The 25287-nt window shown below is 53.0% G+C and carries 25 protein-coding genes, 1 tRNA gene and 1 other RNA gene; 17 read left to right on the plus strand and 10 right to left on the minus strand.

The features are described from left to right. Window positions 1–7: 7 nt before the first annotated feature. The 3 genes from LG203_RS02500 to LG203_RS02510 are packed head-to-tail and all read left to right on the plus strand — an operon-like array spanning window position 8 to window position 2678. Window positions 8–1339, plus strand: a complete 1332-nt coding sequence (locus LG203_RS02500) for a TRZ/ATZ family hydrolase (RefSeq protein WP_230344351.1) — start codon at window positions 8–10, stop codon at window positions 1337–1339. Then, window positions 1306–2025 carry a bifunctional 2-polyprenyl-6-hydroxyphenol methylase/3-demethylubiquinol 3-O-methyltransferase UbiG gene (gene ubiG, locus LG203_RS02505; protein ID WP_159355478.1) on the plus strand — a complete coding sequence of 240 codons (720 nt, stop codon included), beginning with the start codon at window positions 1306–1308 and terminating at the stop codon, window positions 2023–2025. The genes LG203_RS02500 and ubiG overlap by 34 nt, the downstream gene beginning before the upstream one ends. Before the next feature lie 2 nt (window positions 2026–2027). Then, window positions 2028–2678, plus strand: a complete 651-nt coding sequence (locus tag LG203_RS02510) for an HAD family hydrolase (RefSeq protein ID WP_230344352.1) — start codon at window positions 2028–2030, stop codon at window positions 2676–2678. A 109-nt stretch (window positions 2679–2787) separates the two neighbouring features. Here LG203_RS02510 and recR read toward each other — a convergent pair whose 3' ends face one another. The 4 genes from recR to ffs form a co-directional block, all read right to left on the minus strand. Continuing rightward, window positions 2788–3387, minus strand: a complete 600-nt coding sequence (gene recR, locus LG203_RS02515; RefSeq protein ID WP_013442452.1) for a recombination mediator RecR — start codon at window positions 3385–3387, stop codon at window positions 2788–2790. Between the two features lie 27 nt (window positions 3388–3414). Next, complete coding sequence (locus tag LG203_RS02520; protein WP_202943926.1) at window positions 3415–3723, minus strand: YbaB/EbfC family nucleoid-associated protein; 309 nt, start codon at window positions 3721–3723, stop codon at window positions 3415–3417. A 24-nt stretch (window positions 3724–3747) separates the two neighbouring features. Beyond that, a complete protein-coding gene (gene dnaX / locus LG203_RS02525; protein ID WP_230344353.1) occupies window positions 3748–5583 on the minus strand; it encodes a DNA polymerase III subunit gamma/tau in 1836 nt (611 codons plus the stop codon). 117 nt (window positions 5584–5700) lie between these two features. Further along, window positions 5701–5798, minus strand: an RNA gene (ffs, locus tag LG203_RS02530) — signal recognition particle sRNA small type. Window positions 5799–5940: 142 nt separating this feature from the next. Between ffs and LG203_RS02535 the strand changes: the two genes are divergently transcribed. Next, window positions 5941–7212 carry an adenylate/guanylate cyclase domain-containing protein gene (locus LG203_RS02535; protein ID WP_407665340.1) on the plus strand — a complete coding sequence of 424 codons (1272 nt, stop codon included), beginning with the start codon at window positions 5941–5943 and terminating at the stop codon, window positions 7210–7212. Between the two features lie 46 nt (window positions 7213–7258). Then, a tRNA-Ser gene (locus tag LG203_RS02540) sits at window positions 7259–7349 on the plus strand. A 61-nt stretch (window positions 7350–7410) separates the two neighbouring features. Here the strand turns inward: LG203_RS02540 and LG203_RS02545 are convergent. The 3 genes from LG203_RS02545 to LG203_RS02555 all read right to left on the minus strand — a co-directional run bounded on the left by LG203_RS02545 (window position 7411) and on the right by LG203_RS02555 (window position 9450). After that, the gene (locus LG203_RS02545) at window positions 7411–8694 is read right to left on the minus strand and encodes a site-specific integrase (RefSeq protein ID WP_230344355.1); all 1284 of its coding nucleotides are present in this window, start codon (window positions 8692–8694) and stop codon (window positions 7411–7413) included. 178 nt (window positions 8695–8872) lie between these two features. Further along, window positions 8873–9127, minus strand: a complete 255-nt coding sequence (locus tag LG203_RS02550) for a hypothetical protein (RefSeq protein WP_230344356.1) — start codon at window positions 9125–9127, stop codon at window positions 8873–8875. Next, window positions 9124–9450: a hypothetical protein gene (locus LG203_RS02555; RefSeq protein WP_230344357.1), complete on the minus strand. Its 327-nt coding sequence runs from the start codon at window positions 9448–9450 to the stop codon at window positions 9124–9126. Before LG203_RS02555 ends, LG203_RS02550 begins: the two co-directional genes overlap by 4 nt. Window positions 9451–9602: 152 nt before the next feature. Here LG203_RS02555 and LG203_RS02560 point away from each other — a divergent pair, with 152 nt between their 5' ends. From LG203_RS02560 to LG203_RS02580, 5 genes are read left to right on the plus strand one after another with little or no spacing between them, the layout of a single operon-like run. After that, on the plus strand, window positions 9603–9971 hold the full coding sequence (locus LG203_RS02560; RefSeq protein ID WP_230344358.1) for a hypothetical protein: 369 nt from the start codon (window positions 9603–9605) through the stop codon (window positions 9969–9971). After that, complete coding sequence (locus tag LG203_RS02565) at window positions 9968–10177, plus strand: hypothetical protein (RefSeq protein WP_230344359.1); 210 nt, start codon at window positions 9968–9970, stop codon at window positions 10175–10177. The genes LG203_RS02560 and LG203_RS02565 overlap by 4 nt, the downstream gene beginning before the upstream one ends. Then, window positions 10174–10491, plus strand: a complete 318-nt coding sequence (locus LG203_RS02570; RefSeq protein WP_230344360.1) for a hypothetical protein — start codon at window positions 10174–10176, stop codon at window positions 10489–10491. Before LG203_RS02565 ends, LG203_RS02570 begins: the two co-directional genes overlap by 4 nt. A gap of 34 nt (window positions 10492–10525) precedes the next feature. Further along, the gene (locus LG203_RS02575; protein WP_230344361.1) at window positions 10526–10936 is read left to right on the plus strand and encodes a hypothetical protein; all 411 of its coding nucleotides are present in this window, start codon (window positions 10526–10528) and stop codon (window positions 10934–10936) included. Then, entirely contained in the window at window positions 10890–11651 is a 762-nt protein-coding gene (locus LG203_RS02580) for a hypothetical protein (RefSeq protein ID WP_230344362.1), read from the plus strand. The genes LG203_RS02575 and LG203_RS02580 overlap by 47 nt, the downstream gene beginning before the upstream one ends. Before the next feature lie 19 nt (window positions 11652–11670). Here LG203_RS02580 and LG203_RS02585 read toward each other — a convergent pair whose 3' ends face one another. Continuing rightward, window positions 11671–12699, minus strand: coding sequence for an acyltransferase family protein (locus LG203_RS02585; protein ID WP_230344363.1), 1029 nt, complete (start codon window positions 12697–12699; stop codon window positions 11671–11673). Window positions 12700–12891: 192 nt separating this feature from the next. Between LG203_RS02585 and LG203_RS02590 the strand changes: the two genes are divergently transcribed. Next, window positions 12892–14007: a N4-gp56 family major capsid protein gene (locus LG203_RS02590; RefSeq protein ID WP_230344364.1), complete on the plus strand. Its 1116-nt coding sequence runs from the start codon at window positions 12892–12894 to the stop codon at window positions 14005–14007. A gap of 58 nt (window positions 14008–14065) precedes the next feature. Continuing rightward, a complete protein-coding gene (locus LG203_RS02595) occupies window positions 14066–15511 on the plus strand; it encodes an LPD38 domain-containing protein (RefSeq protein ID WP_230344365.1) in 1446 nt (481 codons plus the stop codon). Between the two features lie 114 nt (window positions 15512–15625). On the opposite strand, the gene LG203_RS02600 is transcribed toward LG203_RS02595, so the two are convergent. Next, on the minus strand, window positions 15626–16081 hold the full coding sequence (locus LG203_RS02600; RefSeq protein WP_230344366.1) for a hypothetical protein: 456 nt from the start codon (window positions 16079–16081) through the stop codon (window positions 15626–15628). Between the two features lie 501 nt (window positions 16082–16582). On the opposite strand from LG203_RS02600, the gene LG203_RS02605 reads away from it, so the two are divergent. The 5 genes from LG203_RS02605 to LG203_RS02625 all read left to right on the plus strand — a co-directional run bounded on the left by LG203_RS02605 (window position 16583) and on the right by LG203_RS02625 (window position 22528). Further along, a complete protein-coding gene (locus LG203_RS02605; protein ID WP_230344367.1) occupies window positions 16583–17113 on the plus strand; it encodes a glutathione peroxidase in 531 nt (176 codons plus the stop codon). A 150-nt stretch (window positions 17114–17263) separates the two neighbouring features. After that, complete coding sequence (locus tag LG203_RS02610) at window positions 17264–18277, plus strand: serine/threonine protein kinase (RefSeq protein WP_230344368.1); 1014 nt, start codon at window positions 17264–17266, stop codon at window positions 18275–18277. Window positions 18278–18456: 179 nt separating this feature from the next. Beyond that, window positions 18457–20760, plus strand: coding sequence for an FdhF/YdeP family oxidoreductase (locus LG203_RS02615; protein WP_230344369.1), 2304 nt, complete (start codon window positions 18457–18459; stop codon window positions 20758–20760). Then, window positions 20747–21019, plus strand: a complete 273-nt coding sequence (locus LG203_RS02620) for a hypothetical protein (RefSeq protein ID WP_230344370.1) — start codon at window positions 20747–20749, stop codon at window positions 21017–21019. Before LG203_RS02615 ends, LG203_RS02620 begins: the two co-directional genes overlap by 14 nt. A gap of 93 nt (window positions 21020–21112) precedes the next feature. Beyond that, complete coding sequence (locus LG203_RS02625; RefSeq protein ID WP_230344371.1) at window positions 21113–22528, plus strand: aminotransferase-like domain-containing protein; 1416 nt, start codon at window positions 21113–21115, stop codon at window positions 22526–22528. Between the two features lie 19 nt (window positions 22529–22547). Here the strand turns inward: LG203_RS02625 and LG203_RS02630 are convergent, their stop codons facing one another. Continuing rightward, window positions 22548–25049, minus strand: a complete 2502-nt coding sequence (locus tag LG203_RS02630) for a bifunctional diguanylate cyclase/phosphodiesterase (RefSeq protein ID WP_230344372.1) — start codon at window positions 25047–25049, stop codon at window positions 22548–22550. Between the last annotated feature and the right edge of the window lie 238 nt (window positions 25050–25287).

Below are 25287 nucleotides of genomic sequence, written 5' to 3' on the forward strand. Positions count from 1 at the left end.
CTGAACAATGAATACAACTGAAATAGCGCTGGCAATAGAGGCAAGGTGGGTTATTCCAGTCATTCCACAAGGCGTGGTGCTCGAGCACACCACGGTCCTGATTAATGATGACGGTAGTATCCATGCCATCTTGCCAATTGCAGAAGCCAGGGCGACCTTGAAAGCGACACGTGTGGTCCGGCTGGACCACCATGCGCTGATGCCTGGTTTGATCAATCTGCATACACACGCCGCCATGGCCCTGATGCGTGGCATGGCGGATGATTTGCCCCTGATGGATTGGTTGCAACATCACATTTGGCCTGCAGAGCGCGCGGCTGTTACCCCTCGCTTTGTCAGAGACGGGACCTTGCTGGCGAGTGCAGAAATGCTGGCAGGTGGCGTTACCTGTTTCAATGATATGTATTTTTATCCGGATGCTGCGGCAGAGGCGGTTATTCAGGCTGGCATACGTGCACATCTCGGACTGGTGGTGATGGATTTTCCATCTGCTTACGCTACGGATGCAGATGATTATCTGCTGAAAGGCCTGGAAGCGCGGGATGGCTGGCGTGGTACTTCACGCATTACCAGCAGCCTTGCTCCCCATGCGCCTTACACCATGAGTGACCGCAGCTTTGAGAAAGTGATGACCTATGCCGAGCAATTGGGGCTGGGAATTCATACCCATCTGCATGAAACGCGTACCGAGATTGAGCAGAGCCTTGCGCAATACGGCATCAGGCCCATACAGCGCATGGCAGATCTGGGTATACTGGGCCCCGGCCTGGTGGCTGCGCATGCCGTACATCTGGATGAGGCGGAGCGCACCCTGCTGAAGGAGTTCGGTTGCCATATTGCACATTGCCCTGCATCCAATCTGAAACTGGGTAGTGGGGTCGCCAATGTTCCTGCCATGCTTGAGACTGGCATAAATGTTGGCCTGGGGACGGACGGTGCCGCCAGCAATAACCGCTTGGACATGTTTGCAGAAATGCGTCTGGCTGCATTACTGGCGAAAGGGGCGAGTGAGGATGCGGCTGTTGTTCCTGCCACCACCGCTCTGGAAATGGCCACGATAAATGGCGCGCGCGCATTGGGGCTTGACGATAAAATCGGCTCTATCGAGCCGGGTAAACTGGCAGATCTGGTGGCGATTGATATGGATCATGCCATTTGCAATCCATGTTTTGATCCCGTTTCCCATCTGGTTTACGTAGCCGGGCGCGAGCACGTGACGCATACCTGGGTGGCTGGCGAACTCTGCTATCAGGAAGGTATCTATGCTCATGTTGAACCTGCCGAATTAAAGGAAATTACGACACAATGGTATCCAAAACTCAGTCCATTCCGGGCGTGAATGTAGACCCTGCAGAACTGCAGAAATTTGCCACGCTGGCTCATCGATGGTGGGATCCCAATAGCGAATTCAAGCCCTTGCATGATATCAACCCCTTGCGCTTGCAATTGATAGACGAGCTTGCCGGTTTGCAGGGTAAACGCGTGGTGGATGTTGGTTGCGGAGGTGGCATCCTCTCCGAGTCCATGAGCGCTCGTGGTGCAGATGTCACCGGTATTGATCTTGGCGAAAAGGCGTTAAAAGTCGCTGAATTACATCGTCTTGAAAGCGGTGCAAGCGTCAATTATCGCTTGATCGAAGTCGAAGCGCTTGCCCAGGAGCAGCCTGGGTCATTCGACGTTGTCACCTGCATGGAAATGCTGGAGCATGTGCCTGACCCCGCTGCTGTGGTTCGTGCATGCGCTACCCTGGTAAAGCCAGGCGGACATGTCTTTTTTTCCACGCTGAATCGCAATCCTAAATCGTATCTGTTCGCCGTCATCGGTGCCGAATACGTGCTGAACATGTTACCCAAGGGCACTCATGAGTACGCCAAGTTCATCAAGCCATCCGAACTGGCAGAGTGGGCGAGGGAGGCTGGCTTAACGGTTAGCGGCATGCGCGGTATGAGCTATAACCCGCTGCGCAAGCATTACTCGCTGGGAACGGATGTCTCAGTCAATTACATCATGCATACGGTGAAGTAAGCGTGGCTGACGTTATTCTGTTTGATCTCGACGGTACCCTGGTTGATACCGCACCAGACCTTGCTTATGCGCTTAACCTGCAACGCGAGCGGCACGGCCTGCCAGCTTTGCCGCTGGATGACATCCGTCCGTTTGCCTCGCACGGCAGTCGGGGCCTCTTGCACAAAGGATTTGGCATCACCATGGAAGATCCTGAATTCGACGCCATGCGTGCTGAATATCTGGCGCTTTATGATGAAGTTTTTGCCCGGTCCCCTGTACTTTTTTCTGGCATGGCGGAAGTGCTGGCCCATATAGAAAATCAGGGCTTGCAATGGGGTGTGGTCACCAACAAGCCCAGACGGTTTACCGAGCCCATGATGCAGGTCATGGGCTTGAGCAGCCGGGCCGCCTGTGTCGTTAGCGGAGATGATGCCGCCCGAGCCAAGCCATATCCCGATACCTTGTTGCTGGCTTGTGAGCAGATGACAGTCAAGCCGCAGCAGTGTCTTTATATCGGTGACGCCGAGCGGGATATTGCAGCCGGACGCACAGCGGGCATGAAAACCGTACTGGCAATGTATGGCTATCTCGACGAACAGGATCAACCCGAGCAGTGGGGCGCAGATGCGACCATTGATAAACCGCTGGATTTGATTGCATTAATCCACTGAGGTATTGATGATGCCGCCATGCGTGGTGGCAGGTATGGATAGACTGTTGGCGTCGGTTGCCGGCATTGAGAGGCGGCGGCTAGCTTGCCGCCTTGATGGGCAGATTCGATTAGCGAACGCTGCGGCGCTCCATCAGGGCCTGTGCCAATGTGCCGCTATCCACATGCTCAATTTCGCCGCCCATGGGCAAGCCTCGGGCGATGCGGCTCACCTTGAGGCCGCGTGAGCGTAGCAGTTCGCTGATGTAGTGCGCTGTCGCTTCGCCTTCGACGGTGTAATTGGTGGCGAGCACCACTTCTTCTACCACGCCATCCTGCGCACGTTTCAGCAGTTTTTCCAGATGAATTTCTTTGGGGCCTATGCCATCCAGTGGGGACAGCTTGCCCATTAGCACAAAGTAGCGGCCCTGAAACACGCGCGTCTGCTCCAGCATCATCAGATCCGTGGGCATTTCAACCACGCAGAGCAAAGTGGGGTCGCGGTTGTCCGCGGCACATAGAGGGCAGACGATATCTTCGCTGAACGTGTTGCACAAGCTGCAATGGGTGACGACTTGCAATGCATTGTGCAGTGCCTGGGCGAGGCCGTTGGCGCCGCTACGGTCACGCTGCAAAAGATGATAGGCCATGCGCAATGCGGACTTGGGGCCTACACCTGGAAGGCAGCGCAGGGACTCAACAAGCTGCTCCAGGGCGGGTGGATTGCGCATGGCGTTGGGGGACTTTTTTCGGTAAGACTAAAAAGGCAGTTTCATGCCGGCAGGCATCAAACCGCTCATACGCTGCTGCGAGGTGGCTTCAGCCTTGCGCACGGCATCGTTGAGCGCCGTCACGATCAAGTCTTCCAGCATCTCCTTGTCATCGCTCATCAAGCTAGGGTCGATGTGCAATCGTTTCACCTCATTACGACAGGTGATGGTGACCTTGACCATGCCGGAACCAGCTTGGCCTTCCACTTCCACCTGCGCCAGCTCTTCCTGCGCGCGCTTCATGTTTTCCTGCATTTGCTGGGCCTGTTTCATCAGGTTGCCCAAGCCGCCTTTCATCATGGGATGCTCCTTCGTCTGCGGTTATTGTAGGGGTTTGATACTGGAGGGTATGATCTGCGCGCCAAAGTCACGCATTAACGCCTGCACAAAGCCATCTTGCTGGATGGAGGATTCTGCCTGTGATTGCAACTCGGCTTTTTCCTGGCTGATCTGGTGCGCAGGGGTGTTGTTGCCGCCACCTATGCTGAATTGCAAGTGCATCTTGCGGCCAAAGTGGGCCTCAATCGCGGCTTTCAATTTTTCCTGATAATTCGGGTCCAGCAAATGCTTATGTGCTTCTGGCACTTGTAGCTCAAGGCGGTCTTCCGCATGCCCAATCAACTCACAATGCTGCGCCAGTGCCCTTGCCAGACCGAGTTTCAGCTTGTCTACCAACAGGCGCCAATTGCCATCGAATTCTTCCTGCAGGCTATTTTCTATGGCGGATGGTACCAGCGCAGATTCCGATACGGCTGTGTAGGTAGGCTCCGGGGACGATACCTGGGAGGACTGTTCTTTGAAAGCGCTAGCCGGCGTTTCAGGTGCGATTGCTATGGGGGTATCCGCTGGGATGGGTGCCGGTTCGGCATCTGCATCACTGCTTGATGCCATCGCGCTGGCTTCTGCCACAGGCGTTGCTGGGGCTATTTGGGGCGATGCATTAGCAGGGGATGGCGTTGCCGATCTCGCCATGGTCGCGGCAGCAAGCGCACTGGCGGCACTGCCTGCATGTTGAGCTAAGGGGCGATCGCTGCCAGAGGGGGCAGGCGCAGTCGGTGCAGGCTTGCTGGTGCTTTCATTGCTGAATGCCAGCATGCGCAACAGGCACATCGTGAATCCCGCAAACTCATCCGGGGCCAAACCAAGATCACGGCGGCCCAGCAGGGCAATCTGATAATAAAGCTGCACTTTATCGGCTGGGAGCTTGGCGGCCAGATCCAGCAGGGCCGTGCGCTCGGGCAGGTCCTGTGGAATGCTTTCCGGTACCGTCTGTGCTACGGCCAGCTGATGAAGTAACTGTGCCAGATCCGCCAGGGCCGTATCAAATGACAGGCTGCGTTCTTCCATGCTTTTGGCTTGTGCCATCAGGCTCGGGCCGTCCTGGGCGATCAGGGCGTCCAGCAGGCCGTAGAGATAGCTTTGGTCGATGGCGCCCAGCATGGCCCTGACTTCGCTTTCATTAACCCGGTTACCACCGTAGGCAATGGCTTGGTCCAGCAGGGAAAGGGCATCGCGCATGCTGCCATTGGCAGCGCGGCTGATCAGTTGCAGCGCCACGCTGTCTGAGGGGATATTTTCCTTGGCGAGGACTTCCTGCAAATGGCTGGTAATCGCCGGTGTCGACATTTGGCGCAAATTGAATTGCAGACAGCGCGAAAGCACGGTCACTGGCATCTTTTGCGGGTCCGTCGTCGCCAGGATGAACTTGACGTGAGCCGGGGGCTCTTCCAGCGTTTTCAACATGGCATTGAAGGCAGAGCGCGACAGCATGTGCACTTCATCGATGATGTAGACCTTGAAGCGCCCTACGGTCGGGGCGTATTGGGCGTTATCCAGCAGCTCGCGCATGCTGTCCACCTGGGTGTTGGATGCCGCATCCACTTCCAGCATGTCGACAAAGCGGCCGCGGTCGATGTCGACGCAGGCCGAGCAGACGCCGCACGGATGAGCGGTAATGCCGGTTTCGCAATTCAGGGATTTGGCCAGGATACGGGCCAGCGTGGTCTTGCCTACACCGCGGGTACCGGTAAAAAGATACGCATGGTGCAGCCGTTGTTGCTCAAGGGCATTGGTCAGTGCGCGCACCACATGTTCCTGTCCGACCAGCGCTTCGAACAGCTTTGGGCGCCATTTCCGGGCAAGAACTTGATAACTCATAAGGCAGGCGTTTACTTAGATTAGCGAGACTACAACTTTAGTCCAAAAAGCGCATTCGCGTAAGAGCGGAAATTTGATCATGAGGATGTCACTTGCATGATCAAACCCTGGGAGTTCGGTGGCGAGCCCAGCCCCCGGCACTTGCTTCAATAACTGTGGCTGCTTCCTTCCGGACCTGACCAGGTTCGCTACTTTGCAATGCGGGGAGGCCCGCCGGAGATAATTCTAGCGCAAAACGCCTGGATTCCCTAATCGAAATAGATGCTCTCAGCGAGGCAAGCCAGCTAGATAATGCCTGGTCCATGCGCTATAGTGCGGAGATAAATCAATGAAGTAAATAAGAATCTCAAGGGTTAAGTGCGCGAAAAATCTGGCATGTTTAGCATTCAGCAACCATGGCAAGGGCGTATCAAGGGAATGTGGTCCACGCTGCAAAGCCCGACAGCCAGCCTGCTAGGCCAGGCTATTCTGTTTTTTCTGGTGCTGGCAGAAAGCCTGATTTGCGTATTCTGGATTTACACCCTCTCCGGCCTGGGCGATGGCTACGCTCTCATGGCGGCGGTGCCTTATGTCTACCTTGTGTTTTCCTACGCCAGTCTGCTCTTGTTCTATCGTATGCAGCGCTTCGATTATTTTGTTTTTACGCAGCTGGTCATGCTGCTGGTCATGCCTTTTTTCATGCAATGGATTATTGGCGGGTTTGAAGCATCCAGTGGCATGGCGATCTGGGCGCTACTATCGCCCGTCGGTGCCATGATGATTCTGGGCGCGACACAGTCTACGCAATGGTTTGCCCTGTTTCTCATTCTGGCCGGGGTTTCCTGGCAACTGAACAGCCTGTTCGCGGGCTATGCGCTACCTATTCCTGCCACGACCAAAAGCATATTTTTCCTGATCAATCTGGCAGGTGTCGCCAGCATTCTGTATACCGTTCTGCGCTATTTTCAGTCGCAGAAAGCCAGGCTCATGGAGGCTTTGTCATACGAACAGGCGCGTTCGGAGAAGCTGTTACTCAGCCTGCTGCCAGTGTCTATTGCAGAACGCTTGAAAGCTGGCGAGGTGAAAATAGCTGACCGCTATGAACATGTGACCATTCTCTTTGCGGATTTGGTGGATTTCACGCGACTGTCCCTGCATCTGTCGCCAGAAGCGCTGCTGGACTTACTGAATGAGGTGTTTTCCGGGTTTGACCGCTTGGCGGCCAAGTATGGCCTGGAGAAGATCAAGACCATAGGGGATGCCTACATGCTGGTCTGCGGTGCCCCGATCGAGCGAACTGATCATGCCGAAGCGGTGGCGGATATGGCATTGGAGGTGCAGGCCTTGTTGCAGGCCATCTCCACCCAGCTGGGTACGCCGTTATCCATGCGTATCGGCATCAATAGCGGCCCCGTGGTGGCAGGCGTGATCGGCCACTCAAAATTCAGCTACGACCTGTGGGGTGACGCCGTCAATCTTGCCCGGCGCATGGAGCAATATGGGATAGCCGGTGACATACAAGTGTCAGAGGCAACTTACCAACTATTACGTGAGCACTACGTGCTGGAGCGTCGAGGGACCATTCTGATAAAAGGACACGACGAGCAGGTGGCCGCCTATCTACTGAAATCCAGGCGAACAGCATTTTAGGTTTGGATAGCCGCAAGACTTGATATATAATCCGGCTCCACGTTACGGAAGGGTGGATGAGTGGTTTAAGTCGCACGCCTGGAAAGCGTGTTTAGGCTAATAGCCTAACGCGGGTTCGAATCCCGCCCCTTCCGCCATTTGCTATGCTACGCTAATCTACGTTAATCCACGCTAAACTCATTATTATTACTGGGTTTATCAGGCGCCGGAAATCTTCCTTGCCTTAGATTTACGTTGATTAACGTTGCCTTCATTGCCCCAAGTTTGCCCCAAATCCGATTTTTTGTTTTTCTCAGTACCAAATCCTGAGTAGTCGCCACGCGGCATGCGGCTCACGGATTTAATCCAGCGGGCGTAATTTCTACGGACCATCTCAGTTGTCGTATGGCCAAGCAGCTCGGCTACAAGCATTTCTGATTCGCCGCCCATCAGCAGGGTCGTCGCAAAGGTGTGGCGCGTTTGATATGGGTTCCTGTACCTTACCCCTGCATTTCGTATGATCCGGCGCCAGCTGCTCTCGCGCACGTGTGCGTCATCGCGCCATGACCGGCGCGTAACCGGGTGTGTGAAAATGTGATCCTGCGCCATGTAGCTGATAGGTTTCATCGCGTTGATGGCATCAAGAGCACCTGGCAACAAAGGCAACATCCGCTTACTGGATTTTGTCTTTGTCTCTTTTTTCTCCACCGGCCCGTCAAAACCATCGACTGTGACTTTGTTGATGGATATTTCATGACGCAGCCAGTCGATATCCTGCCATCTTAGCGATATCATTTCCGAGGTGCGTAGGCCGCTGGTAAAGGCGAACTGCCACATTGATTTTTCTTCAACCGTGGTACAGGCGCCAAGGATCGCTCGAATTTCCTCAGCGTCAAAAGGATCTACCTCGTAGTCGCTCTTATTAATCTTGGGCAATACCTTTACCAAGATGATCTTGTCTAGAGGATTGGAGTCAATTAGCTCATCTGTGACGGCCTGCTTAAGCACGTTCGATAGAGGGCAAAGAATATTTTTCACTCGCTTGTGAGTGACGTTCAATGTCTTGAGCCATGCGCGAAGCATGGCGGCCGTTAGGTCTTTTGCCAGTACCTTACCGAAACGTGGGCGAAGGTGGGCCGCTGTAACCTCTTTGTAGCCTCTTACGGTAGAGGGGGATAGGGTGGCCTCGGCAATAGATAAATATTCGTCCAGAAGCTCGCCCAGCGTTATGTCTGGGGTCATCGCAAAGCCGAACATCAATGCTCGCTTTGATTTTGGGAAGTAGTTGCGATACTCAAACTTCTTGTGCGCTATGGCATTGTTGATTTCGCCAAGCAGATTCTTTGCGTATTTGATATTTTCACGGCTGGCCATAACGTCCAGCTTTTCGCGGCAACGCACGCCGCGGAATTGAAACACGATGCGCAGCGTGTCGCCGCGCTTCCCAGGGCGTACTTCTACGCCGCTTGGGATAACTCCGTATGAGGTTGCTGGTTTAGCCATTCGTTTGTATTTTCCCAATGAATCCATAATGTCCGGGGGCCGGTTCTCTTGTAATGCTTACCGGATGCCCAGATGCCGTCTCGAATGCGCTCCTTTATTGTGAACATGGGCTCCCCCTTTAACTCACAGTATCGTTCGGCGCGGATCCACTCAAGGGCCAGAATAGGGTGCACATTACTCATAGGGTAGGCTCATCCTCGACTCGATTTACATAGACGGCCTGAGTTCCCAATATGCCAGCAGCAAGGGCGGCCATTAAAGTTGCTTTGCCTATTCCTGAATGGCCGATTGTTCCGATGCTCACGCGCGTGATGCGCTTGGACTCCTGGCTCTTCCGTTCCTCTTGCTGCTCAGCCTCGTGCTGTTTCTTTGCCGCCACAGCTTTAGCCTTGCGCTGTTCATATGTGCCGCGTTGTTTAGCTTGTCCCATCATGCCCCCTTGCGCAGCGCGAGAATCTTGCCGACGCATTCGGATATGCCAGATTGCGCGTCGGTACGCATTTCAGGCCATTTACTGTATTCGCGCTCCTGATAGTCATCAGATATGTTCTCAAGCAACTCTGCCGCTGCCTCAATAGCCGCGTTCCATTGGTCGGGCTGTGCGGGCTGGGATGTGTGGTAAGTAGATGGTTTAATAAGAGCACGGACTTTATCGGCTAGCTCTTTGGCTCTAGCTTGCTGCTCACTCGCCAATCCATCGTGGTCAAAATACGCATCGTTATCTTCAATCAATTTAGCTGCTGCTTCCAATGCCACAGCATCACCCTGCACCGCAGCACGGCCCGATTGGTATTGCCGCGCGCCGAGGCTGTGCGCATGTTTGACGAGGGCCGGGCACGGACTTTTGCGCTGTATGAAAAGAACGGCTGGCTGGAAGAACTTGGGTACCAGCTTGAAAAGGTGGCGGCATGAAGTGCGCCTATTGCGATCAGAAAGCTGAGGTTTTCTGCGATTACATCTATGGAACCCCGGAAGAGTTCGTTAAGAACGGGATTATTCAGAAGATCGTGCCGTTTGTGACCTGCGACTTGCCTATGTGCAAGGATCACCGCGTTTACAAAGGGAATATCCATTACAGCGGATCCCGGGATGTTTCAGGCTTCGAGACCATTGACTGGTGCATGTGCCACACGGATGACGAAAAGCTGCACCGCCCAATGAATGATGATCTGGCCAAGAAGTTTAGGAAAGCGCAGATATTCCAGGCCCAAGGCGGTATCAGGCTTGTGCATTCAGGAGCCGTTCAAACGGACTTGTTTACCGGGGGTGCTGCATGAGCAAATCCATCAAAGGTGCAAAAGGGCCAGGCCATGAGTATTGGTCAAGACGGCCCCAGGGTGGCGGTAATGGTACGCCCGGAGCCTATAACAAATCGCTCACGCACAAAGCCGAGCGCCACCAATCACAGACTGAAATTCAAACCGGGCTGGATGAGATCGGCTATCCCGACGAAGAGCCGGCGCGCCTGGGGTGGGACGAATGAGCAGCGTGATCCTGAAAAAACCAAAAAAGCGGACCCCAGCTCAAGCGGCATGGTCCAGCCATAAGAGCAAGGCAACGGCTTCAATTCTTGAAGCGAAGTTTATGCAGTTTCTGCGCGCCTATAAATTGGAATGCGGCTGGGTTACCGAGCACGTTTTTCACCCAACACGAGAATGGCGCTTCGACTTTGCCAGGCCCGATATCAAGCTGGCCATTGAGGTTGAAGGCGGCACACTCAGCGGCGGCCGCCATACTCGTGGCGCCGGCTACGAGGCTGATTGCTACAAGTACAACGAAGCTGCCCGGCTCGGCTGAGGTGCCAGGGCAAGAAAGAGACGACAGCAATCAGATGTTGGCCGCGCTGATGTTTCAAATGTTAGACCAGATTGACCCGGACACCGACAACTTGGTTGATGCCATGAAAAAGCACATGCAAGAGGCCATCCTTGGCGCCACCAAGGATATAGCGGGCATCACCAACAAAATTTCCAAGTATGAGCGGACTATCAAACGCCTTTCGCGCAAGGGCGGTGAAAACGTCATGCAATCTTTCCTGACGGTCAAGGTGGACACCCTGCGCAAGAAAATTGACCAGATCAGCCACGTCATCACCGACATGACCAAGCTGATTGAGGTGGTAGACACCTACGTGTACGAGGTGGATGAGCCACCAATCCCCCAAGCTACTGATTGGCCTGGACTACCCAAAATGTTTGGCCGATATCCATATCGTTATCCAGGTGAAGGGGGTGTTTTATGAGGCAGGTACGCTAACAGGTGGCACTGGGTATGAGGTAGGTGACGTCATATATCCGGTAGGATTTACAGGCCCGCGGATTCCAAAAATTACTGTCATGGCGATAAATGGTAGTGGCATGCCAACGTCATGGTTTGTGAGCGATGTCGGTCAGATCGAAACAGTTCCATCTGACGTGTCGGCTGTTTCCACTACTTCAAGCGGATCTGGGACTGGCGTTGTTGTCAACTTCATCAGTTTGCCAGGAAACGTGAATGTTACAACGACAAGCCAGGCATTCCCCAATAAAGGATTGGAGCACGCAAAACATTACCCTGCCGTAAATGCAGATAGTGGTTGGTCGGGCAATTACAATGGCGCAGCGCCGATGGGAGGGTTTTTGACAATTGACCCTCAACAAGACCTTGCGGCCGACTGGACAACACGTAGAACATCGTCACCAACAAGCGATTTTTCTACTTATGAAAGGCTGGCTCTTTTTGCAGCAGTTCAGAAGTATGGTGCATTTATATGTGATACATCTAACAATACACATAATATGTTTGTCGCCTCGACCGACTGCCCAAGCGCCAGACTTGATAAAATGACTGTCAATAATGCCACGTTGCCTTATCTGAAATGGTCACTGCTGTATGTTCACAACATTACACCGGTCAAGGTTCCAGGCTCTACTTTACTGGCATCTTTGCCAAATGATTTATACCCGATCAACGGATAAATAAGTGATGGCAAGGGAATTAAGCCAGAAGTTTGGCTTTATTCCCGAAAGCCGCTCTAATAGGCTCATCTAAATATTTACCAGTTAAATGTGCAACTGTTACAGCGCCAGTAAAAACCAATGCCTTGGCAACCAAAGAGTCATTAATTCCAAATGTTTTGAAAAGATCAATTATTGGAACATGGACGCAATATAGCGGATAGCTAAGCCAGCCGATATATTCAAATGAGGTTTTGGTAAATGTGTTATCTACAGCTATTTTGGTGGATATGGCCACCATTAGTGGAATTGTTATGACTACCATGCTAATCCAGTAGAAGCTAAACCAAGCTTGGCTTCTTGGCATTAGAAGCATCGCCATCAAGACACAGGCCATAAGCCAGGGGTTGATGTTGAAGTTTGGGATATGTTGATAGCCCCTAAAGATTAATACGCCGACTATGAAGCTAAATCCAACTCTCAAGAAACCGCCTATCAAATGGATATCACGCCACCCTGGCGCTGGGTAGATAGTGAGACCATACCAAGTAAGCAATGCGCCAATTATAGCGGCGATAATCAATAAGGCCTTTGTCGAATAACGAATAAAGAAAAAAAACATCAGGTTTGCTGCAAGTTCAAAGAACAATGACCACGATGGTGGATTCAGTGGAAAAATTCCACTGAGTGATAGGCTCTCATTTTTAGATATGAAGGGAAGATAAAAACTATTCAACAATAGTGAATTAAACATATCAGAATTTGATATTGCCGTACCAGTGGATATTTTTTTTACAAAGTATGCAACAACTCCAAAAAACAACCCAATAAGAAACATTGGGTAAAGTCTAACTAGGCGCTTGCTAGCAAACATTTTGAATGACATGCCTGATGTAATCTTTTTTGAATACGACCAAGCAATTACAAAGCCGCTCAAACAAAAAAACATATCAACCGCTAATGGGCTGCTTTGAAATATGAATTTTCCATTATGTTGTGTTAGGTGGCCAATGAAAACGCACAACGCCGCTATACCCCGTAGCCCATCCATTAAAATGAATCGATCCATATTCCTCCCGTGACTTCCCATCATTTTATAGCGTTAAATTCTTATTGATATAAGCCAAATGGGCTATGAAATATCAATGTAAATGCAAGCCACTCATTTAGAGTGACAGCACTGGTGGCGACAACCATAAAGTCGCGTGATGCGATGCGCATGAGTGCGTCCTGAAATTTTCAACTTTCAAGGAGCAGACTCATGGCACGTACCATTGTTGGTGCAGGTGATCCAAAGGCGGTAAAGAAGTTCTCGGCCTTCCTGGCCGTGGATGTAGCGAAGCAAAGCTATTTCAACCGCAAATTCATGGGCGAGGGCGAAGAAGCCCAGACCCCTCTTCAAACTTTGCCGCATCTGGAAAATGATGCCGGCGATCAAATCTCTTACGACCTGGTTGCCCAGCTCAAGATGAAGCCTGTTTCGGGCGATGCTACGCTGCGCGGCAAGGAAGAAGACCTGAAGTTTTACACCGATAGCCTGTTGATTGACCAACAGCGTGGCGGTGTGAATACCGGTGGCAAGATGACCCGCAAGCGTACTGTGCATGACCTGCGCAAGACCGCTCGCACCCGCCAGTCTGAATGGTGGGCCCGTCTGTTCGATGAAACCCTGTTCATGTACCTGTCTGGTTCTCGTGGCATGAATGCGGACTTCATTGAAGACACCGACTTCACCGGTTATGCCGGCAATCCTTTTGTTGCGCCAGATAGCCTGCATTTGATGTACGGCAATGTCGCTACCAGCAAGGGTTCTTTGGCGTCCACTGACACCATGGACTTGAAGCTGATCGACCGCCTGGTTGCTCGCGCCAAGACCATGGGCGGCGGCACCCAGAAAATTCCAAAGATCCAGCCTGTGAAGGTCAATGGCGAAGACCATTTCGTACTGGTCATGCACCCATGGCAAGAGTACAGCCTGCGCACTGCCGCTGGCGCTCAATGGCTGGATATCCAGAAGGCTGCCGCAGCCGCAGAAGGTCGCAATAACCCAATCTTCAAGGGTGGCCTGGGTATGTATAACAACGTGGTTCTGCATGAGCACCAGTCAGTGATTCAGTTCAATGACTATGGCGCAGGTAGCAACGTTGCTGCAGCCCGTGCGCTGTTCCTCGGCCGCCAAGCTGGCGTGGTTGCCTTCGGCTCCCCAGGCACAGGCCTTCGTTTCGACTGGAACGAAGAAGTGGAAGACCGCGGTAATCAGCTCGTGATTACCACCGCGTCTATTTTCGGCGTGAAGAAAACCGCGTTCACCATCGACGGCACAAGCCGTGACTTCGGTGTGATCTCGGCAGACACCGCGGTTAACGATCCTAGCTAAGGTGCTGGCCGGTGAAAGCCGGCCTCCTTACTGATCACTTTCTACAAGGAGTAAGAAAATGGCAAAGATTCAAACCAAGTACACCAACGGCAAACTGCCCATGCCAATTCCTGTGGCGCAGGAGAAGTTGGTTCAAAAGGTCACGCTGGCAATTACCGCCGCACAGCTGCTTTTAAACAACGTGTTCGCAATGCTGGTTCTGCCAGCTGATTGCGTACCTGTCGGCTATGTGTTGCGTTCCGCTGACCTTGATTCCAATGGTAGCCCTGCTATCGCGCTGGATCTTGGCGTGGTGAATGCCGCTGGCAACGCAATTTCTACCAGCACTGTCGATGGCGGCGCCAAGTGGGTTGCTGGCAGCACGCTGGCGCAAGCTGGCGGCATCCTGCTGCATACCGCATCAGCATCTGCATACGATGCCCTGGGAGCTGTTCAGCCTGTCGGTTATGCCTTCTTCAATGCCAGCGTGCAGGGTACCGCGCGTATTGCTGAGACACTTAAGGGGCCAGCCGGCAAGCGAATCATTGCCGGAGGTGTATTGCTTGGGGTGGTTCAGGCGCTTGCGCTTGCTGCCGCTGGATTCGGTGACGATGAGCCACCTGAATTTGTGCGCGATCGGAGTGTGATTCTACCAATTGGTGATGGCAAGTATCTGACCTTCCCATTACCTCTCGGCTTCAACGTCCTGCCAGCAGTAGGTCGTATTATCACCGAGTGGGCGCTGGACGGCGGGCGCGATACCGGCAAACGGGCGACGCACCTCATTGAGGTATTCATGGATATGTTCAACCCAATCGGTAATGCCGGCATGTCGATGCAGACACTGGCGCCGACCACGCTGGATCCGCTGGTTGCTTTGACCGAAAACAAGGACTGGACCGGGCGGCCAATAGCCAAGCAGGATTTTAATAGCCTTGATCCAACACCTGGCTTCTCTCGATCGCGCGATAAGGCATGGGAGGCAAGTGTTCAGATTGCCAAGGCCATTAACTGGATTACTGGCGGCACCGACTTCAAGCCTGGTGCCATAAGCCCTACGGCAGACCAGCTGGAATATCTTGCCGGCCAGCTGACTGGCGGCGTTGGGCGGGAGGCCATCAAGCTGGGAACTACCGCCGACGCGCTGACTACCGGCGAGAACCTGCCGCCCCACAAGGTGCCGCTACTCGGGCGATTCTATGGGGATGCATCCGGACAAAGCGCCCAGGGCAACCAGTTCTATGAGAACTTGCGCAAGATGCATGAGCATGAAAATGAGATTGTCGGCCGGCGCAAGACTGGTGGCGATGTGGCAGGGTACCGCTCAGATAATCCAGAGGCCAATCTTGTTGCCCAGGCCAAGCTAGCAGAGAAGGTCGTCGGAAAATTGAAAAAGCGCCGGCGCATGCTGGTTGAGTCTGGTGCTGATCGCGAAGCCATCAAGGCGATCGATGACCGCATAACTGATTACATGCGTCGCTTCAATGAAAGAGTGAAGGGGGCAAGAGAGAAAGAAGCAGCTTGACCACGTAGACCAGGGCGGTGGCGATCATCAGCACCCAGACCATCAAAAGAGGTAATTTATGCACCACCCCATAATAAAGTGAGGTGGTGCATTTTTACATGGCAGGAATAGGGCTTACTCTTTTAAAGTGACATATGGCATGGCTGCAGTTACGTCATGAGCCATATTCAGTAAACGCAAAAATATATCCGCTTTTGAAATATTGATAAAAATTGTTGGCTTTTCTTCAATGATAGATAATTTATCAAGCACCATGCCATCTTGATTGAAGACTAATTCGCCAACAAATACATTCGCATTGTTCAGCCCGAAATTCAACCGATATACTGCAATGTGACCATTCACCTGATCACCATCGTCCAGGGTAAGTAAAAGACATTTTAATTTTGTGTCGATGAAATCAATGTCAAGCGAAAGTGAGTCTTGGTCATATGTAACTATTGCTGTCTTACCTGAATAGTCAGCACCGCTGCTAACAACGCTTGATGCAAAGTCATTAAATAATGCCTTCAATGAAGTTATGCTTATTCTCTTGTCAACTAATTTCTGTCCGATCGGATGGTAGTGCATTTCATTCCCCTTATAAGTTTTCGTTATTGCAACCATGTTGCAGCATTAATTATGAGCTGTGGACCAAGCAACCTCAATAGCAAAATCACTCTGAACTTACCCCAAATTTTGTCTTGCTGCCCCAACTGCGCCCCAAATTGGATTTTAAACCCTCGTAAGCCTTGGTATTGCTTATGGCGGTGGCGGGTTCGAATCCCGCCCCTTCCGCCAACAGCATTTGCGCTAATATCCAATTAGCATCACTAGCAAAAAGCCAGAGATTCTCTGGCTTTTTTGTTTTTCAGGCGTCAAGGCTATGTCTCTGTGATGGCCTCCATCTCGTTGTTTTCCCCGCTGCATAGCACTCTTGTACCTCGATCGCCAGCTAGGCATAGTGTATGGCTTGTCGTGGCTTATGCCATAATCCTGCAAGGTATAGCAGAACAAACCTCGGGATATGCAGTCTCAACATTAGGGCAGTCATGTATGGTTGAGCAGGTTTATGAATTCAGTGAGAGAAAAATGAAATATCTAGTGGCGGTTATTTTATGGGTGGCGAGCAATATGGCATATGCAGGAGGGTGTAACGAGCTTTACAACCATCAGTTCAATACCTTGCAGGGTGAAAAGATCAATCTTTGTGACTATCAGGATAAGCCCATTCTGGTGGTGAATACGGCCAGCAAATGTGGCTTTACTCCCCAGTTTGAAAAGCTTGAAGCCATGTACAAGCATTACAAACCCCGTGGCTTGTTGATTATTGGTTTTCCTTCCAATGACTTCAAGCAGGAGTTGAGCAGTAACAAGGAAATCGGGGATTTTTGCAAGCAAACCTATGCGGTGCAGTTCCCCATGGTTGGCAAGACGTCTGTTGTTGGTCCGCAAGCGCATCTCTTCTACAAGCAATTGGCAGCCATTACCAAAGAGCCACCCATGTGGAATTTTTACAAATACCTGATCTTGCCTAATGCTGAACAGGTATACGCCTATAGCAGCGATGTTGAGCCTGAGGCCAATCAGATCATGACCAAGCTGAAGCCTTACCTGAAGTAACGGTGCTCCATGCAACGTTAGTCATGGCATAAGAGGGGCTTGGTTCAAGCCCCTTTTTATTTGCCCTGTGAGCGCATGCAATGCCAGGTTAACCGTCGCACTGCTGCAGACTAAAACCCGCAAGTCTGACCTGGGATGTAAAATGGTGACATGACCGATTCTTCCACATCTGCAGCCGAGCCATTTTCCGACCTTAGTCCAGACCTGGTGCTGGACGCGCTGGAAAGCCAGGGACTGAAGACAGACGGCCGTCAGCTGGCCTTGAACAGTTACGAAAACCGTGTTTACCAGGTGGGTATTGAAGATGGCCAGCCGGTCGTGGCCAAGTTTTATCGCCCCCAACGTTGGGATAATCAGCAGATCGGTGAGGAGCATGCGTTTGTGCTGTCACTGGCGGAAGCGGAAATCCCTGCCGTGCCGCCTATCACTATCAATGGCAAAACCCTGTTTGAGTACCGCGGTTATCGCTTTGCAGTGTTTGCACGGCGCGGAGGGCGCTCCCCGGAGCTTGATCAGCCGGAAGTGCTGGAATGGATGGGGCGCTTCATCGGGCGTATTCATGCGCTGGGTGCGCAACAGCCTTATGTACACCGCCCCACGCTGGATATTGAAAGTTTTGGCAGGATGCCCAGTGAGTATCTTCTTGAGCATGGCTTTATCCCTGTGGACCTGGAGCAGCCTTACCGTACGGTGATCCAGTTGGCGCTGCAGGGCGTGGCCGAATGTTTTGAACGGGCGGGCAGGGTGGAGCATATCCGTCTGCATGGTGACTGCCATATGGGCAATGTGTTGTGGACCGATGCCGGGCCGCATTTTGTCGACTTTGATGACAGCCGCATGGGGCCTGCCATTCAGGATTTATGGATGATGCTGTCTGGCAGTCAGGAGGATATGCGTCGGCAGCTGCAGGCTTTGCTGGATGGCTACGAAGATTTTTATGATTTCAATCCGGCAGAAGTTTATCTGATCGAGGCCTTGCGTACCCTGAGGCTGATCCACTACGCGGGCTGGCTGGCCATGCGCTGGACCGATCCCGCTTTTCCGCGCGTTTTCAGCTGGTTCAATACCCAGCAATACTGGCAGGATCGCATTCTGGAGCTGCGCGAACAGGTTGCGCTGATGCAAGAGCCGCCCATCCCCATTCAGCGCGGCGGTAATTTCTAGCGGTCTCTCCCTGGCCTGCGTTGTATATGGCCCATCTGTGCTGACAACTGTACTGTAAAAATTCCCTTTATCTGTGTCTGCCAATCCTGACGCGATGCCCATAGGATAACCATATCCAACTCCGGCTGCCGGCCTCATTGGCAGCGGAATCATCGAGTTAACAGGAAGTTTGCCCGCATATGTCAGATAACAAAGTTGTTCGCCATTACCCACACCCTGCTGCTGGCTGGGGCGCATTGAAAAATGTGGCTTTTCAGCTGGTAAATCAGCGCATTCCGGCGAAAGGTGTCATTACCTTGCTGTCGCAGAATCAGCCTGATGGGTTTGACTGCCCAGGGTGCGCATGGCCTGACAAAGAGCACACCTCTACCTTTGAATTTTGTGAAAATGGTGTCAAGGCAGTCGCTGCAGAAGCGACTGCCAAGCGAGTCACGCCGGAATTCTTTGCCAAGCACACGGTGGCTGAACTCATGGAGTGGAGCGATTTCAAGCTGGAAGATCAGGGGCGCCTGACCAATCCCATGCGCTATGACAGCGCCACCGACAAATACGTACCGCTGGAGTGGGATGAAGCCTATGCCATGATAGGCCGCCAGCTGAATACGCTGTCTCATGCCGATCAGGCCGTGTTTTACACCTCTGGCCGTGCCAGTAACGAAGCCGCTTTCCTCTATCAGCTGTTCGGCCGGGAATTCGGTACCAATAACTTCCCGGATTGCTCGAACATGTGTCACGAGTCCACCAGTGTGGGCTTGCCGGAAATGGTCGGCATCGGCAAGGGCAGTGTGACCCTGGAAGATTTTGAGCATACCGATACCTTGCTGCTGTTTGGTCATAACCCGGCCACTAACCATCCCCGCATGCTGGGCGAGCTGCGCGAGTGTGCTCGCCGTGGCGCCAAGATTGTCTCCATCAACCCATTGCGTGAACGTGGCCTCGAAAAATTTGCCGACCCGCAAAGCATCGTTGAAATGGTGACCTTTGGCGGCACCAAGATCAGTGAGATTTATGTACAACCCAAGCTGGGTGGTGACCTGGCCTTTGTCAAAGGCATGATCAAATGCCTGATCGAATGGGATGATCAGGCGATTGCTACTGGCGGAAAACGCATCATGGATGTGGATTTCCTGCAGCAACATACTCACGGTTTTGACAGTTTCGCTGCCGACATTCGTGCCGAAAGCTGGGAGCCCATCCTGGTTGAGTCTGGCGTCAGCCGCGAGCAGATTGAATCCGTGGCCACTATCTATGCCAACGGTGAGCGCGTGATTGCCACCTGGGGCATGGGCATTACCCAGCACAAGCATTCGGTGGCGACCATTCAGATGATTACCAATCTGATGCTGTTGCGCGGCAATATCGGCAAGCCCGGCGCTGGTCTGTGCCCGATGCGCGGCCATAGCAATGTGCAGGGCAATCGCACCATTGGTATCTACGAAAAGCCTTCCAGTGCCTTCCTGGATAGCCTGGGCACGGTTTACAACTTTGAGCCACCACGCAAGCATGGGCATGACGTGGTGAGTGCCATCCGTGGCATGCTGGATGGCAACGTCAAGGTCTTCATCAGCCTGGGCGGCAACTTCTCGATTGCGACACCGGATACGGACCGTACCTGGCAGGGGCTGCGTAATTGCGACCTGACTGTGCAGATATCCACCAAGCTTAACCGGACCAACCTGATACACGGCAAAGATGCACTGATACTGCCATGCCTGGGCCGCACCGAAGTCGACATGCAAGCCTCCGGCGCGCAAGGCGTGACGGTAGAAGACTCCATGAGCATGGTGCATATCTCTTATGGCATGAATAAGCCAGCCTCGCCGCATATCAAGTCCGAGCCTGCGATCGTAGCGGGTATTGCCCATGCCACCCTGAAAAACAGCAAAACGCCCTGGCTTTGGTACATTGAGGATTACAGCCGCATTCGCAACGATATCGAGCGTGTGCTGCCTGACTTTGCCCAGTACAACGAACGCATCAAGGTGCCAGGCGGCTTCCGTCTGCCCGTGCCGTCTTACGACCGCGTCTGGCGCACCGCCAGCGGCAAGGCAGAGTTCCGCGTGCACGCCATTCCCCGCGATCTGCCTATCCACAAGGCACGCGAGCAGTTTGGCAGCAAGGTGTTCAACCTGATGACCACGCGTTCGCATGACCAGTACAACACTACGATTTACGGACTGGATGATCGCTATCGCGGTATTTTTGGCGAGCGTCGCGTCGTATTCGTCAATAAGGAAGATCTGGCTGAGCATGGCCTGAAAGCTGGTGAGTATGTTGATCTGGTCAGTGTCTGGCAGGATGGCATTACCCGGCGCGCAGACCGCTTCTTGCTGGTGGAATACGATATTCCTCGTGGTTGCCTGGGAGGGTATTACCCAGAGACCAATAATCTGGTGCCATTGGAAAGCGTGGCGGATATTTCGCATACGCCAACGTCCAAATCGGTACCGGTGCTGATGGAGCCGCATCGTGCAGCCGCTTAGGGTAGAAACGGCCCAGGAAGTCGAGTACTTTCTGAGCGCCTTGCTGGGCGACATGCTGGCTGAGACGGAACGCGGCCGCAAGACCATTCCCATGGCCGCCTTGTGCAAGCGCTTGAGCGTGCGCATGAGCACCTTGCAGCGACACCTGACCAGTCTTGCCGAGCATGGTGTGGTGACGGTGCATTGCGATGATGCAGGCCGCTGGACCACAGAACTGACCGCCTATGGCATGGGCTTGTTCGACCAGCTTGCTGCCTGAGCCGGGCAGCGCAGGCTGCATGAAGTAAAAATCCCTGCCGGGCGGGCAGGGACTAGGGTATATTAAGCCGTCCCCGGCCATCCTGATATACCCATGAAGTTATACGTCACCGTCGCTACTCGCATCCGTGCATTAATCGATGAGAGCGTGTTGCGTCCTGGCGACAAAGTCTTTTCGGTGCGTGAAGCGAGCCTGAAGTACAAGGTCAGCATCAGTACCGTCATCAAAGCCTACGAGCTGCTGGAGCAGGAGGGCGTGATCTACAGCCATCCGCAGTCTGGCTATTATGTATCCCAGCGTCAGCCACCATCGCGTAAACCCCATGCTGCCCCCGCTCCAGCGCGTCAGCTCACGCAGGTAGAGCTGGTGTTGTCCACACTGCGCTCCATCCGGGAGTCCGGCACGATTCCCCTGGGCTCGCCTTTTCCGGACGCCCAGCTGTTTCCGGTCAAGAAAATCCGTAATTATGAAAATGCCCTGAATGCCGATAATGGCGACTGGGGTGTGCTGAATGATTTGCCGCCAGGCAATGAAAGCCTGCGACAACAGATTGCCAAGCGCTATCTGGATGTCGGCATAGATGTTTCGCCGCGCGATATCGTGATTACCCATGGCGCTACAGAGGCGATCAGCCTGTGTCTGCAGGCCGTGGCAAAAGCTGGCGATACCATTGCTGTCGAGGCCCCAGGTTATTACGCACTGGCTAATGCCGTAGAGCGTATGGGCATGAAAGTGGCTGAAGTCCGCACGCATCCTGAAGAGGGCATGGAGCTTGATGCCTTACAGGCCTTGATGGAAAACGTGCAGATTGCGGCAGTGCTATTGACCGCCAATTTCCAGAATCCCCAAGGCTCGGTCATGCCGGATGCCAAGAAGCAGGCCCTGGTCAATCTGCTGGCGGCGAAGCGCATTCCACTGATTGAGGATGACGTCTATCAGGAGCTGTATTTTGGCGATGCCCCGCCATTGCCGATCAAGGCCTATGACAAGGATGGACTGGTGCTGCATTGCGCTTCGTTTTCCAAGTCGCTCGCCCCGGGCTATCAAGTAGGCTGGACGCTCCCTGGGCAATATCGCGAGAAAGTGGAAAAACTGATGTTCCTGAATAGCCTGTCCATTCCATCCGCCCCGCAGATTGCCATTGCCAAATTCATGAAGCGCAGCAGTCATGCCCTGCATTTGCGTCATTTGCGGCATATGTTGAAGTCCAACTACGTGCTGATCAAGGCGGCGATTGAAGCGCATTTCCCGGCCGGCACCCGCATTTCCCATCCCGGCGGCGGTTATGTCGTCTGGCTGGAATTGCCTGTAGGAGTGGATGCCCTGGATCTCTATGGCTTATGTATCGCGAAGGGTATCTCCATTGCGCCTGGAGCCTTGTTTAGCCGCCGGGGGGAGTTGCGTAATTTCATGCGGCTTAACTTCAGTCACCCATGGACACCGGCGATAGAGCTGGCGGTGAAGGAAGTGGGCGCGCTGGCGTGCGGCCTGTTGGCGCCACAGCCTTAAACCTTACGCTCACGCAGTCTTAAAACGCCAGCGTTTCAAATTTGTCTGCAGGGACAGCGGGCGAGAACCAGTAGCCTTGTCCGTAATCGCAGCCAGCGGCTTTCAGCAGGGCGCATTGTTCTTCCGTTTCTATCCCTTCTGCAATCACGCTCAAGCCCAGCTTGTGCGCCATGGCGATGATGGATTCACACAGGGCGAGATCGTCTGGCTGCGTGGAGATATTGCGCACAAAGGATTGGTCGATCTTGATGTAATCAATATCAAACCGTCGCAGGTATGCCAATGAAGAATAGCCAGTGCCAAAGTCATCCAGCGCGACCTGAATTCCGGCATCGCGAAACGCCAACAGCTTTTTGGACACATTCTGGCTGGTATCCAGCAAAAGCCCCTCGGTAATTTCAACCACCAGGCTCTGTCCGACCAGTCCCAACTGTTTCATGTAATCCAGCCAATGATCATGTGTGGAACTTTCGTTCTTGAACTGGATGGGCGATTTGTTGACGCTGATCTGGAAATGCGAGCCGCGCTGTTGCTGCCATTTCTTGACCTGCACCATGGACTGTTCGAACACCCAGTCGCCGATCTCCATGATCAGGCCGGTTTCTTCTGCAATCGGGATGAACTCGGCCGGGCTGACCATGCCCCGCTGGGGATGATGCCAGCGCAACAGCGCTTCGGCTTTTTCGATGGCGCCGCTGGCGAGGTGAATGATAGGCTGGTAGTACACCTGAAGCTGCTTGCCATGCAGGGCAAGTCGCAGGTCATTGGTGATCAGCATTTTCTGGTGGGCGGCTTGCTGCATGGATGGCGTGAAGTAGCTGATGCGGTTTCTGCCACTGGCTTTGGCAGAGTACATGGCCTGATCCACGTTTTTGAGCAGATTGTCTATGCTGCTGGCATCCGAAGGGTAGAGCGTGATGCCCATGCTGGCAGATACAAAGGCAATGTCCTCCCCCAATTTGAATGATTCACTCAGCTTGCACAAAATGGCATGCGCAATGCGGTCAATGCTGTTCAGGTCATCCAGCTCGCTCAGGATGATGATGAATTCATCTCCCCCCAGCCTGGCCACGGTATCGGTATCGCGCACGCAGTGATTGATACGGCGCGCGGCTTCTTGCAACAGCTGGTCGCCTCTGTCATGGCCCAGGGTGTCATTGACCTCCTTGAAGTGATCCAGGTCCAGAAAAAGCAGGGCCAGGGGGAGGTCAAGTCGATTGGATTTCTTGATTTCCTGTGCCAGCCGGTCATAAAACATCCGGCGGTTGGGAAGCTCGGTCAACTGGTCAAAGTTAGCTTGTTTCCAGACCAGGTTTTCCGATTCCTTGAGCTTGCTGATATCGGTATGCGTGCCCACCATGCGCAACGGCCTGCCGTCAGGTGCCCAGTCCACTACCATGCCGCGGGCCAGTATCCATTTCCAGCTGCCATCCTTGCACAGCAAGCGATGCTCATTGACGTATTGCGAGGTTTCCCCATTCATGTATTTTTCCAGGTCACTCAAGACCCGCGACACATCTTCCGGATGAATACGCTCTTTCCAGGCTTCCAGTTCCGGGCCCATCTCCCAGTCTTCCAGGCCCAGCATGTTTTTCCAGCGCGATGAACGGATTACCTCATTTTTTTCGATGTCCCAATCCCAGACGCCATCCCCGGAGCCTTCCAGTGCAAATTTCCAGCGCTGCTCGCTCAAGGTGAGTTCCTTATGCATCACCCGCATGGTTGCCAATGCCTGTGAGCGATAGGCAAACAGGCGGCTCAGCAAATAAAGCAGTATGCTGACCGCCAAGCCCGCACCGGCGATCAGGCTGGAGCGGTGTCTATCCAGAGCGGCCTCAAAAGTTGGTTTGGATGCAATATGTACATTCCATACCCGCCCATGTATTTCCAGTTGCCGGAAAGATTCATAGCGAGGAACCCATGGTTTGTCGAGCTCGGGGCTCTGATATACAGGTAAGGTCGCCAGGGTGTCCGAGATATCGATGATTCGAATGGCAAGTTGAGAAACCTCCTGCTCAAATATTTCCCCCATCAAGGTCGCGATATCAAAACTGGAAAATACCCATCCTTGGATATTGTGTTCCCTCTCTGCCATGGACTGCCCTCGCATCCTGTTGGAATAGACAGGCAAGATAATGTCCAGCGTGGCAATATTGGAGGCGCGGTTTTGCCGCAGGATAGGCGGGGTCAGATGGGTGTCAGCATCCTGCATGGCTTTTTTAAAAGCGGCGAATCGACTGGTTGGTATTCTGATATCCTGCCGGATACAGGCATCGCTGGCAGAGAAGGGCTGGCTATAAATGACCGGAATGCTGGGTGTTGTCTGAGTAGCGCTGGTCGGCTCTGGTAATGCTTTGCCGTCGGGTTTGGGCTGGCTTGACATGCGAGCGATGCTTGCATAAGCAACACATAACAAGCCTTGATGATTGTCGAGATTTTTCAGGCTGTCTGTGTAAGCGAGAAACTCATCCTCTTCAACGGCGGTCGATGCCTTGAACAAACTTTGGACACCTCGCAACATACTCTCTTGAATTGCAAGGTATTGTTCAAGCTTATTCACAACCAGTTGGGATTTCAAATCAAACTCGGACTCAAGTCTGAGTGACTCCTGCTCTCTGGATTGATGCCAAAGCTGATAGGTCACACTGAGGCAAGCCAGCAAAACCAGCCATGGCCAGAGTTTCCCATTTCCGCCCCAGAGTCTGATTTTTCTGACTTTATAGAGCAGTGACTTGTCTGACGAATGTATGCCCATGCAA

This window comes from Methylovorus mays, assembly GCF_020531915.1.
In the GTDB taxonomy this organism is placed as follows: domain Bacteria; phylum Pseudomonadota; class Gammaproteobacteria; order Burkholderiales; family Methylophilaceae; genus Methylovorus; species Methylovorus mays.